The organism is Pseudomonas sp. 10S4 (assembly GCF_034344865.1).
Classification (GTDB): domain Bacteria; phylum Pseudomonadota; class Gammaproteobacteria; order Pseudomonadales; family Pseudomonadaceae; genus Aquipseudomonas.
This window is the reverse complement of record NZ_CP133774.1, coordinates 932,296-948,153: the sequence shown is the minus strand read 5'-3', so window position 1 is coordinate 948,153 and position 15,858 is coordinate 932,296. Positions and strand designations below refer to the sequence as shown.

General features: G+C 58.7%; 11 protein-coding genes and 3 pseudogenes. All 14 read right to left on the bottom strand.

Going from position 1 to position 15,858, the window contains the following annotated elements:
* Positions 1-153: 153 nt before the first annotated feature.
* Complete coding sequence (locus tag RHM58_RS04460; protein ID WP_322269753.1) at positions 154-891, bottom strand: hypothetical protein; 738 nt, start codon at positions 889-891, stop codon at positions 154-156.
* Positions 888-1,370 carry a hypothetical protein gene (locus RHM58_RS04455; RefSeq protein WP_322269752.1) on the bottom strand — a complete coding sequence of 161 codons (483 nt, stop codon included), beginning with the start codon at positions 1,368-1,370 and terminating at the stop codon, positions 888-890. The genes RHM58_RS04460 and RHM58_RS04455 overlap by 4 nt, the downstream gene beginning before the upstream one ends.
* Before the next feature lie 238 nt (positions 1,371-1,608).
* Positions 1,609-4,248 (bottom strand): type VI secretion system Vgr family protein, encoded by a 2,640-nt coding sequence (locus tag RHM58_RS04450; protein ID WP_322269750.1) that lies wholly within the window; start codon positions 4,246-4,248, stop codon positions 1,609-1,611.
* Between the two features lie 105 nt (positions 4,249-4,353).
* The gene (locus tag RHM58_RS04445) at positions 4,354-4,869 is read right to left on the bottom strand and encodes an Hcp family type VI secretion system effector (RefSeq protein ID WP_054051032.1); all 516 of its coding nucleotides are present in this window, start codon (positions 4,867-4,869) and stop codon (positions 4,354-4,356) included.
* 980 nt (positions 4,870-5,849) lie between these two features.
* Positions 5,850-6,597: pseudogene (locus tag RHM58_RS04440) on the bottom strand (S24 family peptidase).
* Between the two features lie 227 nt (positions 6,598-6,824).
* Positions 6,825-7,352 (bottom strand): inorganic diphosphatase, encoded by a 528-nt coding sequence (ppa, locus tag RHM58_RS04435; RefSeq protein ID WP_008153565.1) that lies wholly within the window; start codon positions 7,350-7,352, stop codon positions 6,825-6,827.
* A 113-nt stretch (positions 7,353-7,465) separates the two neighbouring features.
* Positions 7,466-8,278, bottom strand: a complete 813-nt coding sequence (locus RHM58_RS04430; protein ID WP_201198174.1) for a zinc-dependent peptidase — start codon at positions 8,276-8,278, stop codon at positions 7,466-7,468.
* Between the two features lie 6 nt (positions 8,279-8,284).
* Positions 8,285-8,941, bottom strand: a complete 657-nt coding sequence (locus RHM58_RS04425) for a DedA family protein (RefSeq protein WP_201198173.1) — start codon at positions 8,939-8,941, stop codon at positions 8,285-8,287.
* 348 nt (positions 8,942-9,289) lie between these two features.
* Positions 9,290-9,751 carry a GNAT family N-acetyltransferase gene (locus RHM58_RS04420; protein WP_201198172.1) on the bottom strand — a complete coding sequence of 154 codons (462 nt, stop codon included), beginning with the start codon at positions 9,749-9,751 and terminating at the stop codon, positions 9,290-9,292.
* Positions 9,752-9,867: 116 nt separating this feature from the next.
* A complete protein-coding gene (eutC, locus tag RHM58_RS04415) occupies positions 9,868-10,692 on the bottom strand; it encodes an ethanolamine ammonia-lyase subunit EutC (RefSeq protein WP_201198171.1) in 825 nt (274 codons plus the stop codon).
* Positions 10,693-10,700: 8 nt separating this feature from the next.
* On the bottom strand, positions 10,701-12,095 hold the full coding sequence (locus tag RHM58_RS04410; RefSeq protein WP_322269749.1) for an ethanolamine ammonia-lyase subunit EutB: 1,395 nt from the start codon (positions 12,093-12,095) through the stop codon (positions 10,701-10,703).
* A 218-nt stretch (positions 12,096-12,313) separates the two neighbouring features.
* Positions 12,314-13,684, bottom strand: coding sequence for an ethanolamine permease (gene eat / locus RHM58_RS04405; protein WP_201198169.1), 1,371 nt, complete (start codon positions 13,682-13,684; stop codon positions 12,314-12,316).
* Positions 13,685-13,981: 297 nt separating this feature from the next.
* A pseudogene (locus tag RHM58_RS04400) lies at positions 13,982-14,994 on the bottom strand (aldehyde dehydrogenase family protein).
* A 100-nt stretch (positions 14,995-15,094) separates the two neighbouring features.
* Positions 15,095-15,502 (bottom strand): annotated as a pseudogene (locus RHM58_RS33920) (aldehyde dehydrogenase family protein); the annotation flags it as partial.
* Positions 15,503-15,858: the final 356 nt, after the last annotated feature.

The following is a 15,858-nucleotide window of genomic DNA, read 5'->3' as shown; positions in this document are numbered from 1 at the left end:
GGTCGAGCGCCTGGCCGGGTTGGTGCCTGCTACCCGACGCCGGTCGGCTGGTGTCGTGATGAGCAGACGTAGTGAGTCTAGGACCTTCATTTTGTTCCCTAAGGTGATGACCCTTGCACGCGGTAAGGTCATGACGGATTCGCTCGCTGAGGCCTATTGGCGCTGCGCCTCAAATACGAAGGGGTCCCCCTGATTCGGGAAGTGCAACAGGTACTGCGCCACCGGGTTTTTAGCATTGGGTACCCGGTAATCCACTTTCAGCCCGGTCGGATTGTTTTCCAGCTCCGCCCCCAGGTAGGCGTTATCCGGATAGCTGAACTGATTGCCGGGCGCCTTGCGAATGGCCGAGCAAGAAGCGAACAGTGGCGGTAAGGCGTACAAATGCTGACCGTGTACCAGCAACACTTGGGTGTATCGATCACCGTAGCCACTGCTGACGTACTGCATCTCCAGGCACGTTGAGGTGCCTTGGCGCCAGGCCGTGGCGGTCGCGAGGTTTTCCGGGTCGATCGGGTCACCGACGGGCCACTGCGGCGAGGCGAAGTTGACCGCATCGCGCAGTGGCCAACGTTGTTTGCCAATCGTCAGGGCTTCGCCATCGAAGACAATCTCGGGCGTGCCTTTGGGCGGTTCGAGATTCAGCCCGTCGGGAGCGCTCCATTGCGCATCTTCAAAACGTTCAAACGCCGGGCGCATGGCGTTGACCCACAGGCAATGCCTTGGCGATTCCGAGCAGGGCATGGCGAGTTCGGTGCCGGGCCCTGCAAACAGGTTGTCGCCCAACGACTGATAGAAAGCACGGTAATCGGTGAACTGTACCGGAGCTGCCTGCGCCAGAAAGGGCAGGCCCGCACCGAGAAACAGGCTCAGACAACGGGTGACTTTTCTCATCGATGCCCCTTGGCGCCGGATGCCTTGATGTACTCCGGATTGGTGGTCCAGAAGATCGTTTTGCCGATGGCGGCAGTGGATTGGTATTTGTAGGTATAACGACCCCGCTCGCGGGTATTTACCATTGTGTTGGTCTTTTTGTTGAACTGCGTCCAATAGGTGATCTTCTCCGGCAACATGACTTGCGCAACACCAAAGATGTTGTGCGAGGGGGAGCCGTAGTGGAACCCGGAAGAGTGTCGGGGGTTGGTCGACTTCTTGATATCGACACCATCCCACCAATACGCCCCGTTGGAGGGATCATTGCCACGCTGGGCGAGCGCGTCCCGTGCACTCTCTACCGCCGAGCGCATGTTCTGATCGGCATTGATGGCCGCGTCCGAAGCCGCCATCAATTGGTTGTAACGGACATTGTTGCCCTTCGTGGCGACGACGTAGCCGGCGCCGGCCTCCTTGAGCAGGCTGATCGACGTCGGCAAGCTGCCACGCGCGCATGCGGTTGGTCACCGTAAAGCAAATAGCGCGGACTTCCTGCGGGTTGTTGTCCGTCGAAGCTTCGCCGTATCCGATGGCCGCGAGCTTGCGCACCTGCGTTGTCAGGACTTCAGGCATTTTGTTTCTCCTTCACCGGCCACGATTCCAGTTCCAGCTCCATGTCGGAAGGGAATTCCGGCGTGCGCTCACCGGAACCCTCGGCCACGACTTCCCCGGCGGACATCACCTTGAAGTGGTGCGGCGCGGGTCCACCTTTGTCATCCTTGAATTCAAAGAACTGCACAATTTCCTCCGCCTCATCATCGGCACTGGCAACACTGGCAGCAGCCCCCGCACCGCCTGCCGCGGCACCCGCGGCTGCGGGGAGGGCGGCTTGAGCATGGCCACATTGGCAATGCTCATCGCATCTTTCTGCAACAACTGCGTGGCGCCCTGAGCATCGGTCACTCCTTCGACCACTTCGCCATTGGACAGGGTGATTTTGTACGGCATGTTGGGCATCGCCGACGTCCCGTCAATCTGCTTGAGCATAAAGCGTCGCTGGGTATCGCCGACTTTGAATTTGGGCAGTTCCGCTTCCAGGCTAGTGGCGCCGAGCAGGCTGTGTTTGGCCGCTTTGACGATCAGGTTGCCGGGCATGCCCAGTTCGATATTGCCGCCCTTGATGGTGATGTAGGCCCCGCCACACATCAGAGTGATGTGCTCTTTGGCCGACACCAGCACATGCTGGTTGCTCGCGCTGACTTCCACACTCTGATCCGCTTCCAGGCGGATGTTGTTTTTCTGCGCCTGCAACAGCATCGGGCCCTGATGGGTGATCTGGCGCATTTCGCCGCTGTGGGCAAACATCCCCAGGTCGGTCCCGGCATTGAGCACAAACTTCTGCCCCGAGGTCTGTTGCTGATTCTGCTGGGCAATGGTGTCGATGTGCTCACCCGCCGCCACCGTGATGCTCTTGGGCGACGCCGCAGCAATACCGGCTTCACCGCTCACGGCAATCGCCGGATTGCCACCATTGCTCTTGCCCGATTCGTCATTCGCGCCGTTGCCCAGGTCGCGAACCGCATCGCTGAGCGTCTTCTGCGGCGCCTTGTCATGGCCTACACCCTGGTTGTCCTGGGCGTAATCGCCCAAATCCTTGGCTAGCTTCAACGCCGCTTCCAGTACCTGTACGACAGAGGCGCGATTGAGGTGACCGCCGCTGGCGTTCATTTGCTCCTCGGTACTCAGCAGCAGGCCTTTGGCTGCTCGCAACGCGCCGTGTTCATCGGTGCGCAACTCAAAACCTTCGCCGCGCGGTTCACCGCCGCTCGGCCGTGGATGCGTCAGGTAACCCAGATGCAATGCGGTGCTGCCGTGATCACTCATCAACGCGGCACTGATCTGCTTGGTGGTGTCATCAATGCGCAGTTCGTTGGCCCGAGTGCCCTTGTATTCCTTGCTTTTGATGGTGCTGAGAATTTTGTGATTGGGCAGTTGGTAAGGCGGCATGTTCGTCGCCCGGTACGTGCGGCCGGTGATGATCGGCTGATCGCAATCGCCGTCGAGGTAATCGACGATGACCTCCTGGCCAATGCGCGGGATCGCCATATGGCCCCAGTCCGCGCCCGCCCAGTTCTGCGCCACGCGCACCCAGCAGGAACTGAATTCGTTGTTCTTACCCTCCCTGTCCCATGGGAACTGGACCTTTACCCGGCCAAATTCATCCGTGTAAATCTCTTCCCCGTCCGGCCCGGTCACCGTCGCAATCTGTGGTCCGTCAACAATTGGTTTGGGGCGTGGCGGGGTACGCCATTCGGTTTCTTCGGAAACGATCTCGGCGATAAAGTCATAACTCACGCCGATATCGGCACCGGCGGACTCTTCTTCCTGACTGGCGTGCTGGATGCCCTTGTGAGTGATCCTCAGCGAGCGCCACCAGCGATTGAAATCTTCCCGGGGGTGGCCGGTGAGCTGGAAAGAGAAGCCCGGGATCAGGCGCGGATCGTCGCCTTCGACTACGGCGATTCGCGCGTCGCCACGGTGCCCCAGTAAGCGATTCTGGGTGAAGGGTTTACCGGCAGAGGTGGCCTTGTAGCGGCCCGGATAGTCGTAGCGTTCGTAGTTAGGCGTCTGATGTTGCAAGTCATCGCCGGCGAAGTTCTGCTGCTGGTCGAAGGTCGGGCGCTTGAAGGTGTAATCGCGTTGGGTCTGCTCGGCCGTGCGGACGTTCTCGGTGTAACTGAACGCATAGAGCACGGGCTGCGTGGCATCCGCTGCTGGTTCAGTGGTGTAGAGCACCGGAGCGCCTTGAATACGCTCCTGCACATAGAGTTTGTCGCCCTGGATCAGCGTGTGAGTGCTTTCGTTGCATTTGAAGAAATAGAACAAGCCTTCTTCACTGGACAGCCGATCGAACAGGTACAAGTCAGTGTCGCCGACCTGCGTACAGTATTCGCGCTGCAAATGTTCGCTGTTGATGTGTTGTTGATAGTCGAGGATGCCGTGCTCACTCAACACGGACTTGATGATGTCCGGCACGTTTTTCTGCTGAAAAATACGCCAGTTGGAACTCAAGGCTAGTCGGGCGAGTTGCGGTTCGACCACCGCCCGATAACGTGTCCGGCGGAAGCCGGTTTTACGTTGAGTGAAACTGGACACAAGCCCGTGGACATGACGCACAGCCGTGCCGCCTTGCCAGATCGTGAGCAATGAGGGCTGATCGAGCACCTTGCCGAAATCAATGTTCGGGTTGCGGCTGGCCAACTCGATCGTGAGTCGAAAAGGCTCACAGAGGGCCTCCTCCAGCGTGAACTCTACGACCTCGAACTCCATCTGCCCTGACAACACGGAAAACGTGAACTTCAAATCCCTTTGACGCATTTAACTTTCCTTGTTCAGGTGAAAGAGAGTCCGCACATTAACTCTGCAAGGCACAAATCGCATCGACCAGCAGAGCTGGCCGATGCGTGAAGCGGTCAGCTGCGATTAAGCGACTGGTTGACGCCAGTCATCGGAACCCGAAGTACCGGATACTTCGTGGGTCCAGGTGATTTTACGGTAGGTGAATTGCACTTCTTCCAGGTGCGTGAAGTGGGAGTTCGACGGATCCTGGCAGTTGTGCATTTTGTTGTTGATGGCGACGATGATCGCGTCTTCCAGTTTGGTGGTGTAGTAGTGCTCTTGGGTCCCTTGGGCCGAAGTGCGGTACCACTGGATAACGATTTCGCTCATTCGCTCGCCGGAAGTCAGAGCTGCTTGCAGCAGTGGCGAAGCCTTGTCGTAGACCTTGGTGATCACCACTGGCTTGTGAACGCGCTGACCGGTTGGTTGGCCGGATTGCGGGTCACGCGGGATGATCACGTCGTGGCTGAAAGCCTGAACCATGACTTGGTCTTCGTGACCTTCTTGGTAGGTGTTGCCAACCGAGTCGGCGGTGAATGCGCCGGCAGTGATCAGACCTTGTTTTTCGCCAGTAACGGACATGTACGCTGGTGTAGCCATGGATGTGCTCCTTGCTAAAAATTTAGGGTGCCCGGGAGGCGAAATCGCCTGGTGGGTGCCTGACTGTTATCAAGGTCCGTGCCAGAAATATTGAGGGCTATATAAACCGGGGGGATGGCCGAGGTTTTTCAATCGCCTGGGTGATTTTCAAGGGAAAACACCCCACAAAGTGCGCAAGAAGTTGCGCAGTACTGCGCAACTTCTTGCGCACTTGGCTGGAGGCCTTTGATTACAAGGGCTGTAGCGCTTTCAGAGGGCTTTTTGAGAAACAACTGCGCAACTTCTTGCGCATAATGGCGATGAGGTATCATCGATCTCTCGGTTCTGCGTTTGATCTTAAGGGTCAATGGCGTCAGCGGGTTCGTGCTGTGGATCTCATGTCTGTGCATCTTTGGAAGCGTAACGTGCTCCAGAACCTCAGCCTGCTCTTAGGTTTACCGTAATCTGGCGAGCATTCTCGCCTAAATGGGTGTCCGATTTCATTAGACCACTACACTGAAACCCCCGGAATAGCTAAGCTATCAGGTGGATTCTCGGATGGGGTAGGATTATTTTGGACAATTAAAAAGCCGGCTTGTGGCCGGCTTCTCGGGGACTGGCTTGGTTCATTTTTGGTAAACCGCGCCAGCCTTCAAAACGTACACCCGGATCTTGCGTCCGGCTGTGGGACTTGGCGAGATAGTGATCTGCCTTGTCGGTGCGATCAGAGCCGCGGGGCGGGTGATGCGCAAATGTGGGGCGCAGCATACTGATTTTTTTGGGGAATTCCCAGTGTGGTGTGCGGATTAGAGCGTTGTCAGTGACTTGCATCAACCCTGTGGCGGGGGGCTTGCCTGTGGAGAGGGGGCTTGCCCCCGTTGGGGCGCGGAGCGTCCCCCAAACAAGGCGACTCCATTTCGCAGGCATACCGCGTTTGCCTGGTTTGCGATTGCTGCGCAGCCGAACGGGGGTAAACCCCTCGCCACAGTGGATCTCATGCGTTATAGGAACGGCACCGCCGGCCGTCGCTTGTTCAGCGTCGACCACCAAAACACCCAGCCCATGATCCTGATGTTCTGATCTTCGATTTGCTCGGCCCGGAAGATCTCATCCGGATACTCCGCCTTGTTGTGACTGCGCAACCGCAACGCATTCCCCGGCATTCGGTGCAGGTATTTGATCCGCAGCATCCCGTCGTGCTCGATGGCATAAATCTCCCCATCAATTATCTGCGTCAGCCCGCGATCAATCGCCAGGGTTGAGCCGTCTTCTATTTTCTCGCCCATGCTGTTGCCGATCATGCGGGTGCAGATGGCGTCGTTGGGGTTGATTTCCAGGGCGTCGAGGTGGCTGCGGGGCAGGCGGATGGATTGGTCAGGGTCTTCGATGACGTGGGTTTGGTTGGAGCCGGGGGCTTTGGTGGTTTCTTTGTAAAAGGGCAGTTCGACGTCGCATGGGCTCGATGACGGTGTAGATGCCGCGAATGGCCTGGGCGTCGAAGGTGTTGCCGGATTCGTCGACTACGCGCAGCGGGGAGAGGTCTTGTGGGCCTTCGCCGGTTTTGAGCCAGTGGCTGTTGACGGACAGTATTCTCGCCACCTCTTCCATGCGGTAGGCGGGCACACCTCGGGTGTACCAGTTGTGGACGTTTTGTGGTTCTGTGTCCCAGAAAGCGGCGAATCCCGTTGTCGTGATCTTCGCCTCTTCCAGGAGTGCTTTGAATCGTGGACCGCTCGTGTTCTTTTTCATAAACGCGAGTCTACTGGCGTGGAATGGGGGTTTGAATAAACCACCTGTTCAAATTGCGCGGGAATTTTACGACCGGATGTAAGACGTCTTACGCTCGAATTAAACAAGAAAAAACCAAACGTCAGATTTGTTAAACCTAGCGTTTAAAAACCTTATCCACGCCCACAAAAAACCCCGGCTCAACCGGGGTTTTTTCAAGTCGTCAAAGGCGCAAGGCCCATGGCGTCTTAGCCTTTATAGGCAGCAACCGACTTCATGATCTCGGTGCGAGCGGCTTCTGAGTCGCCCCAACCTTCGATCTTCACCCATTTGCCTTTTTCGAGGTCTTTGTAGTTCGCGAAGAAGTGCTCGATCTGCTGGATCAGCAGGGGTGGCAGGTCGCTGCACTCTTTCACGTCGACGTACAGCTGGGACAGCTTGTCGTGTGGGACTGCGATGACTTTGGCATCGCCGCCGCCATCGTCGGTCATGTGCAGGATGCCGATTGGGCGGGCGCGGATGACCGAACCTGGAGCAACCGGGTAAGGGGTCACAACCAGCACGTCGAGGGGATCACCGTCGTCAGCCAGGGTGTTAGGGATGAAACCGTAGTTGGCCGGGTAGAACATCGGGGTGGCCATGAAACGGTCAACGAACAGGCAATCGCTGTCTTTGTCGATTTCGTATTTGATCGGCGCGTGGTTGGCCGGAATCTCGATCGCGACGTAGATGTCGTTCGGCAGGTCTTTGCCAGCCGGAATCTTGCTGTAGCTCATTGGGCGGTGCCCCCGTTAGTTGACCAAAAACACTTGGCCGGATTGACCAAAAAGTGGCGGCGATTATAGGCATATTCTGCCGTCGACGCCATGTACCAGAGGTCGTAGAGACCTTAGTCGTGTGCCTGATAGACCGGGTCATGCGCCTGAAGTTGCCGCAACCTGTCCAAAGGATCCTGCCGATAGAAAAGCTTCAACTGCTCGTAGACCTGTGGATAAGCCTCGTGAAGCAAATCCGGGGCGCTGAAGAAGTATTCGCTGGTGACGGCGAAGAACTCCGCCGGGTTCTCGGCGGCGTAGGGGTCGATGACGGTTTCGATGCCTGGATTGCGGTCAAGTTGCCGGTTCAGGTCGTCGTAGGCGTGTTGCATGACCTTGGCCCAGTCGCTGACGCGCATGTCCGGGTGCAGCGGCGGCAGGCCGTTGGCGTCACCGTGGAGCATGTCGAGTTTGTGCGCCAGTTCGTGGATCACCAGGTTATAGCCTTCCCAGCCGCCGCTGGCCATGACGCCAGGCCAGGCGAGAATGATCGGGCCTTGCTGCCAGGCTTCGCCGCTGTGTTCGCCATTCCATTCGTGTTCGACGCCGCTGGCATCGCGATGGCGCTGGGGGCTGAGGAAGTCGTCGGGGTAGAGGACGATTTCATGGAAGCCCTGATACCAGTTCAAGTCGCCGAGGTTTAGCAGGGGCAATTGCGCTTGAGCGGCGAGCAACAGGCGTTGCTCTTGATGAAGTTCGACGCCAGGGAGGGTGGTCAGGTGTTTTTCATCGAGGAACAGCACGCTGGCTTCACGCAACCACTGGTCTTCGGCGGCGCTGAGGCCGTCAAGGAAGCTCAAGTGATGGCGCACCCGTTGCCACATGTCGTCGGCAATCGGGTGTTTGGCCAGGGTGCGCTGGCGCCGCCAGGCGCTCAGGGACCACATGGACGGTCAGCGGGTTTCGGCTTTGGAGCTCGAACCGCCGAAGCGGCTGCGCACGATGCCGATGATCATCGGTACCAGCGACAGCAGGATGATGCCCACGACCAGCAGCGACAGGTTTTTCTTGATGAACGGTACGTTGCCGAAGAAGTAACCGAGGGTCACCAGGCCGCCGACCCAGAAAATCGTGCCCAGTACGCTGAAGCCGAAGAATCGCGGGTAAGGCATCTTCGCCACACCGGCGACGAACGGTGCAAAGGTGCGAATGATCGGCAGGAAGCGCGCCAGGGTCACGGTTTTGCCGCCATGCTTGTCGTAGAAGTCGTGAGTCTGTTGCAGATAGTCGCGACGGAAGATTTTCGAGTTCGGGTTGCTGAAGAGCTTTTCGCCTGCCGTTCGTCCGATCACATAGTTGGTGCTATCGCCGAGGATCGCCGCCAGCATCAGCAGGCCGCCCAGCAACACCGGGTCCATGCCGCCGCCGGCCGCCACGGCGCCAGCGATGAAGAGCAGGGAGTCGCCCGGCAGGAATGGCATTACCACCAGGCCGGTTTCGCAGAAGATCACCAGGAACAGAATCGCGTAAATCCATGGACCGTAATTGGTTACCAGCATGTCGAGGTACACATCGAGATGCAGGATAAGGTCGATCGGGTTGAAATCCATGGATGGCACCTGTGGTGATGGTCCGACTCAGCAGACCTGTGCGGATGACTTCGTGTAAGGCTACAAGCGGGTGTAGTTTTTCTTACAAGCCGGGAAGCTCGGGATTATACGGGGGGAAAGTGAAAAGCGCGTCGAGATTGTAGCGGGGGATGTCACGAATAAATCAGAGTCCGACAGACTGCGCACAAACCCTTGTGGCGAGGGAGCTTGCTCCCGCTGGAGGGCGAAGCACTCCCAAAGCCTGAGTTTGCGGTAGTTAGGGAGATTTACAGTGGCTGATTTCACGACTGCTGCGCAGCCGAACGGGAGCAAGCTCCCTCGCCACAAGAGCTTGCCGCCATAGCTCCGTTATAATTCGTCGCTAATCGGCAACACGTAGTTCTTGAATTCGGTGTCTTCCTTGAACCCGATCGACTCGTAGGTCTTCTGCGCCACTTCATTATTGCTGCTGGTGGAAACACGCATCCGCACGGCATTGGTTTCCTTGGCCATTTTCTTCGCGGTGCGAATCAGGTTGTCGGCAACCAGTTGGCGGCGCGCGTCTTCGGCGACGTAGATGTCGTTGAGGATCCACACGCGTTTGAGCGATAGCGATGAAAAGCTCGGATACAACTGACAGAAACCCATCAGTTTGGCGTTGTCGTCATCGGACAAGGCCAGGTAGATCACCGATTCCTTGCGACGCAGGCGTTTTTCGAGGAACGCACGGGACGAGTCCGGATACGGAAGGGAGCCATAAAACTCACGATATTTGACGAACAGCGGAGTCAGGAGGTCCAGGTGTTCGAGGGTCGCTTGAATAATCCGCATTGATTGGTCTCGTCTTCAAGTGGCTGTCTTCACGTGCTCTGACGGCAATTTGCTACTCGGGCAGCCGTGTTTCGATCCTGCCTGAAAGTGCTGCAGAAACGCAATGCGGAAACGGTTCAGGCATCCGGCGGACTGAGTAGGAAATTTCCCTTCATGTCCGCACCTGCGTCCGACTCCAGTGTCTGAACCTGGGCTTCGTCCTTCAGATTGACCCCCGACAACTGCCGCCGACAGGCTTCGCGCATCAAATACAGCAAGCGGTGTGCCGCCATGCCGTAACTGAGGCCTTCGAGCCGCACGTTGGAGATGCAGTTGCGGTAGGCATCCGTGAGGCCGACCTTAGGATTGTAGGTGAAATATAAACCCAGGCTATCAGGCGAGCTGAGTCCCGGACGTTCACCGATCAGGATCACCACCATTTTCGCGCCCAGCAGTTCACCGACCTCGTCAGCCACGGCCACTCGGCCCTGTTCCACCAGAATCACCGGTGACACGGACCAACCATCCGCTGCGGCCTGTTCTTCCATGCGCGTCAGAAAGGGCACGGTATGGCGATGAACGGCCAATGCCGACAAGCCATCGGCGACCACAATCACCAAATCCACGCCGCCGGGGTGCGCCGAGGCATAGTCACGTAAGGTCTGCGCCGATTCATCGCTCAACTTGCGCCCCAGGTCAGGGCGCTGCAAATAACTGTTCCGGTCTGTGGCCGCGCTATGCAGCAGCACACTCTCCCGGCCGCGTTCGGCCAGTTGCGCCCCCAGCCCTGCATGGTCAAACGGCAAATGCACCGCGTCCCGCGCCTGGGCGTGGGCGTACTGGAAATCCAGCTGTGCGCTGGTCGGCATGCTGGTGCCGGTGCGGCCCAGGGCAATGCGCGCCGGGGTCAGGCGACGCAGTTCCAGCCAAGGGTTCTGTGGATCGACGGGTGGTTTATCCATATCAACACTCATCCCAATTGCGCCAAGGCCTGGCGGAAGGCCGGCGGCAGGTTGTTACCGAAGTGAACCTTGCCGTCGGCCTGGGTGAAGATGCCCATTTTCGCCAGCCACTGTTCAAACTCTGGCGCCGGTTTCAAACCCAGGGTTTGCCGGGCGTAAAGGGCGTCGTGGAACGAAGTGGTCTGGTAGTTGAGCATGATGTCGTCGGAGCCGGGGATGCCCATGATGAAGTTGATCCCGGCCACGCCCAGCAGGGTCAGCAGGGTGTCCATGTCGTCCTGGTCGGCTTCGGCATGGTTGGTGTAGCAAATGTCGCAACCCATCGGCACGCCCAATAGCTTGCCGCAGAAGTGGTCTTCGAGGCCGGCGCGGATGATCTGTTTGCCGTTGTAGAGGTATTCCGGGCCGATAAATCCTACGACGGTGTTCACCAGAAACGGCTTGAAATGGCGCGCCACGGCGTAGGCTCGAGTCTCGCAGGTCTGTTGATCGATGCCGTGGTGGGCGTTGGCTGACAGGGCGCTGCCCTGGCCGGTTTCGAAATACATCAGGTTTTGCCCGAGGGTGCCGCGATTCAGGCTCAAACCGGCGTCGTAGCCTTCCTGCAATACGTTCAGGTTGATGCCGAAACTGGCGTTGGCCGCTTCGGTGCCGGCGATCGACTGGAACACCAGGTCCAGCGGCACCCCACGGTTCACCGCCTCGATGGAGGTAGTGACGTGGGTCAGCACGCAAGCCTGAGTCGGAATGTCGTAGCGCTGGATGATCGCGTCGAGCATTTCCAGCATGGCGCAGATCGAGGCGATGCTGTCGGTGGCCGGGTTGATGCCGATCATCGCGTCGCCGTTGCCGTACAGCAAACCGTCGAGAATGCTCGCGGCGATCCCGGCCGGTTCGTCAGTCGGGTGATTGGGTTGCAGGCGTGTAGACAAGCGGCCACGCAAGCCCATCGTGCCGCGGAACTGGGTGATTACGCGGATTTTTTGCGCCACCAGCACCAGGTCCTGTACGCGCATGATCTTCGACACGGCGGCGGCCATTTCCGGGGTCAGGCCGGGAGCCAGGGCGCGCAGGCTCAGCTCGTCGGCGGCGTCGCTCAGCAGCCAGTCGCGAAAGCCACCGACGGTCAGGTGGCTGACCACGGCAAAAGCTTGTTTATCGTGGGTGTCGATGATCAGTCGGGTGACTTCATCGGCCTCGTAAGGAATCAGTACTTCCTGTAGGAAGTGGCTCAGCGGAATGTCAGCCAGGGCCATTTGCGCGGCCACACGCTCGCCATCATTGAGCGCGGCAACGCCGGCCAGAAAGTCCCCGGAGCGCGCCGGGCTGGCCTTGGCCATGACTTCCTTGAGGCTCTCGAAGCGATAAGTCTGGGCGCCGACGGAATGGGCAAATGCGGCCATGGGACGGGGTCCTCCTGAATCTGTGGATAACTCAAAAACACCACCGAACTCCTGTGGGAGCGGCGGTGCGACGATTCGACTTGCTCGCGAAAGCGGTGGCTCAGTCGACATCAATGGTGCATGTCAGACCGCCTTCGCGAGCAAGCCCGCTCCCACATTGGATCTCGGTGCACTTCGATGTGGCAGGCGCCGGGCACTAAGCCCGGCGCCGGTGCAACTCAGTTACCTGTGAGCATAGCGTCCGCCGGTGCGTCGGAGCGCTGCTTGGCGGTCAGTTGGAAATACAGGTAACCGGCGGCCATGAAACCAAGGAAAACCAGGCCAATCACCGTGTTGAACCACGCCATCGCCACCAAGCAAACCACCGCCAGGAACAGCGCAATCCCCGGCACGATCGGGTAGCCCGGCGCGCGGAAGGTGCGTTCCAGGTTCGGCTCGGTTTTACGCAGTTTGAACAGGCTCAGCATACTGATGATGTACATCACGATGGCGCCGAATACCGACATGGTGATCATCGCTGCCGTCAGGGTCATGCCTTGTAGATTGACCAGGCCGTCGCTGTAGATAGCGGCGATGCCGATGACGCCGCCGGCCAGGATCGCCCGGTGCGGAGTCTGGAAGCGCGAGAGTTTGGCCAGGCCTTTAGGCAGGTAACCGGCCCGGGCCAGGGCGAAGAACTGCCGCGAGTAGCCGAGGATGATCCCGTGGAAACTCGCCACCAGACCGAACAGACCGATCCAGACCAGCATGTGCATCCAGCTCGAATTGTTACCAACCACGGCTTTCATCGCCTGAGGCAGTGGGTCGTTGATGTTCGCCAGTTGACGCCAATCGCCTACGCCGCCCGCCATTACCATCACGCCGATGGCCAGGAACACCAGGGTCAGAATGCCACTGACATAGGCCTTGGGAATCGTCCGTTTCGGGTCTTTGGCTTCCTCGGCCGCCATGGCCGCGCCTTCAATGGCGAGGAAAAACCAGATCGCAAAGGGGATCGCCGCAAAGATGCCGGGGATCGAGGCGATGGTGAATTCGTTGGAGCCCGACCAGCCGTTGAGCACGAAATTGCTGAAGCTGAAGCCTGGCGCGACCACGCCCATGAACACCAGCAGTTCGGCAACCGCGAGCACGGTGACCACCAGTTCAAACGTCGCGGCAATGCTGACGCCGAGAATGTTCAGGCCCATGAACACGAAATAGGCGCCAACCGCCGCAATTTTCGGGTCCAGATCCGGGTATTGCACGTTGAGATAAGCGCCGATGGCCATGGCAATCGCCGGCGGCGCAAAGACGAACTCGATCAGGGTGGCGATGCCGGCGATCAATCCGCCTTTCTCACCAAACGCCCGCCGGCTGTAGGCAAACGGCCCGCCAGCGTGGGGAATTGCGGTGGTCAGTTCGGTGAAGCTGAAGATGAAGCAGGTGTACATCGTCGCCACCATCAACGCGGTGACGAGAAAACCCAAGGTGCCTGCGGTGCCCCAGCCGTAACTCCAGCCGAAGTACTCGCCGGAAATCACCAGGCCGACGGCAATGCCCCATAAGTGCAGGGTGCCGAGTGTGGGTTTGAGCTGTGTCGTCGAAGTCATAAGTCCTCTCTATTTTTTATTGTTTGATCTGTTGGACTTTCGGGTGTGGCAGTTTGGGTTGATCAACGCTGTTCACGCAGCGGTTTATCTGTGGAGCGGGCACGCAAAGCCCGTGCCAGAGCGGCAGGGCGATGTTCGGGTGTGTTGCTGGGAACGCCTTCGCGAGCAAGCCCGCTCCCACAGGGGACTTATGCCGGCCCACCTATGTGAATTCATCACAAATCCAATGTGGGAGCGGGCTTGCTCGCGAAAGCTATTTGAAGGGCGACACAGAAACCTCTGTGTCGCCCTCGGTTTTTAGAAGAAGCCCAACGGATTGATGTCGTAGCTCACCAGCAGGTTTTTGGTCTGCTGATAGTGATCGAGCATCATTTTGTGGGTTTCACGGCCGACGCCGGACTTTTTGTAACCACCGAACGCGGCATGCGCCGGGTACAGGTGATAGCAGTTGGTCCACACACGACCGGCCTTGATGGCGCGGCCCATGCGGTAGGCGCGGTTGATGTCGCGGGTCCAGAGGCCGGCACCAGCCCGAACTCGGTGTCGTTGGCGATGGCGCAGGGCTTCGGCTTCGTCCTTGAACGTGGTGATGCTCACCACCGGGCCAAAGATTTCTTCCTGGAACACACGCATTTTATTGGTGCCCTTGAGCAGGGTCGGCTGGATGTAATACCCGGTCGCCAGGTTGCCCTCGAGTTTTTCCACCTTGCCGCCGGTCAGCAGCTCGGCGCCTTCGCCCTTGGCGATTTCCAGGTATGAAAGGATTTTGTCGAATTGCTGCTCGGACGCCTGGGCGCCGACCATGGTGTCGGTGTCCAGCGGGTCACCACGTTTGATCGACAGGACTTTCTTCATCACGACTTTCATGAAGTCGTCGTAGATCGACTCCTGAACCAGTGCGCGGGACGGGCGGTGCACGACTTCGCCCTGGTTGAAGAACGCCAGTACCAGGCCTTCAGCGGCTTTTTCGATGAAGGTCGGTTCGGCTTGCATGATGTCGGCGAAGAAGATGTTCGGAGACTTGCCACCGAGCTCCACGGTGGACGGAATAATGTTTTCGGCAGCAGCGTGCATGATGTGCGAGCCAACCGGGGTCGAGCCGGTGAAGGCGACTTGGCGATGCGCTTGCTGGTGGCCAGGGCTTCGCCGGCTTCTTTGCCGAACCCGTTGACGATGTTGAGCACGCCGGGCGGCAGGATGTCGCCGATCAGTTCGATCAGCACCATGATCGACACCGGGGTCTGCTCCGCCGGCTTCATCACGATCGCGTTCCCTGCCGCGAGGGCGGGGGCGAGCTTCCAGACGGCCATCAGGATGGGGAAGTTCCACGGGATGATCTGGCCCAACCACGCCCAGCGGTTCATGGATGTGATAAGCCACGGTGTTGCCGTCGATCTCGGCAGCGCTGCCTTCCTGGGCGCGGATGCAACCGGCGAAGTAGCGGAAGTGATCCGCCGCCAGCGGGATGTCAGCGTTGAGGGTTTCGCGAACGGCTTTGCCGTTGTCCCAGGATTCGGTGATCGCCAACAGTTCCAGGTTCTGCTCGATGCGGTCGGCAATTTTCAGCAGCACCAGCGAGCGCGCCTGGGCGGACGTGGCGCCCCAGGCATCGGCAGCGGCGTGGGCAGCGTCCAGGGCTTTATCGATGTCTTCGGCCGTGGAGCGTGGGAATTCGGCAATCGGTTGGCCATTCACTGGCGAGGTATTGGTGAAGTACTGACCTTTAACAGGCGCGACGAACTCGCCGCCGATGTAGTTACCGTATTTGCTCTTGAACGAAACGATAGCGCCTTCAGTACCGGGGTGAGCGTAACGCATGGTGATTTCTCCTTGGCTTTTGTGCTTATAAGGGAGAGCGCATGTGCGCTTGTTATAAGCGTAGAGCAAAGGTTGGGCCACTGCCTTGCAGGTCAGGCAAATCAAGGCCTTGCGCGGTTTATGTCGGACAAGCGGGCGGCGTCTGTGACGGTTTCGGTACAGCCTGGGTGACAGTTTGTACCGCTTGTGGCACAGGCTGTGACTGGGTGGTCTTGCCAGCATTGCAAAGCAATGGAGGCTGGAGGATGCTGGGCCTCAAATCGCCATGCAGGTCTTCCTTGTGGCGAGGGGGTTTACCCCCGTTGGGCTGCGAAGCGGCCCCAAAACCAGCCACCTCGATTTACCTGTTACACCGC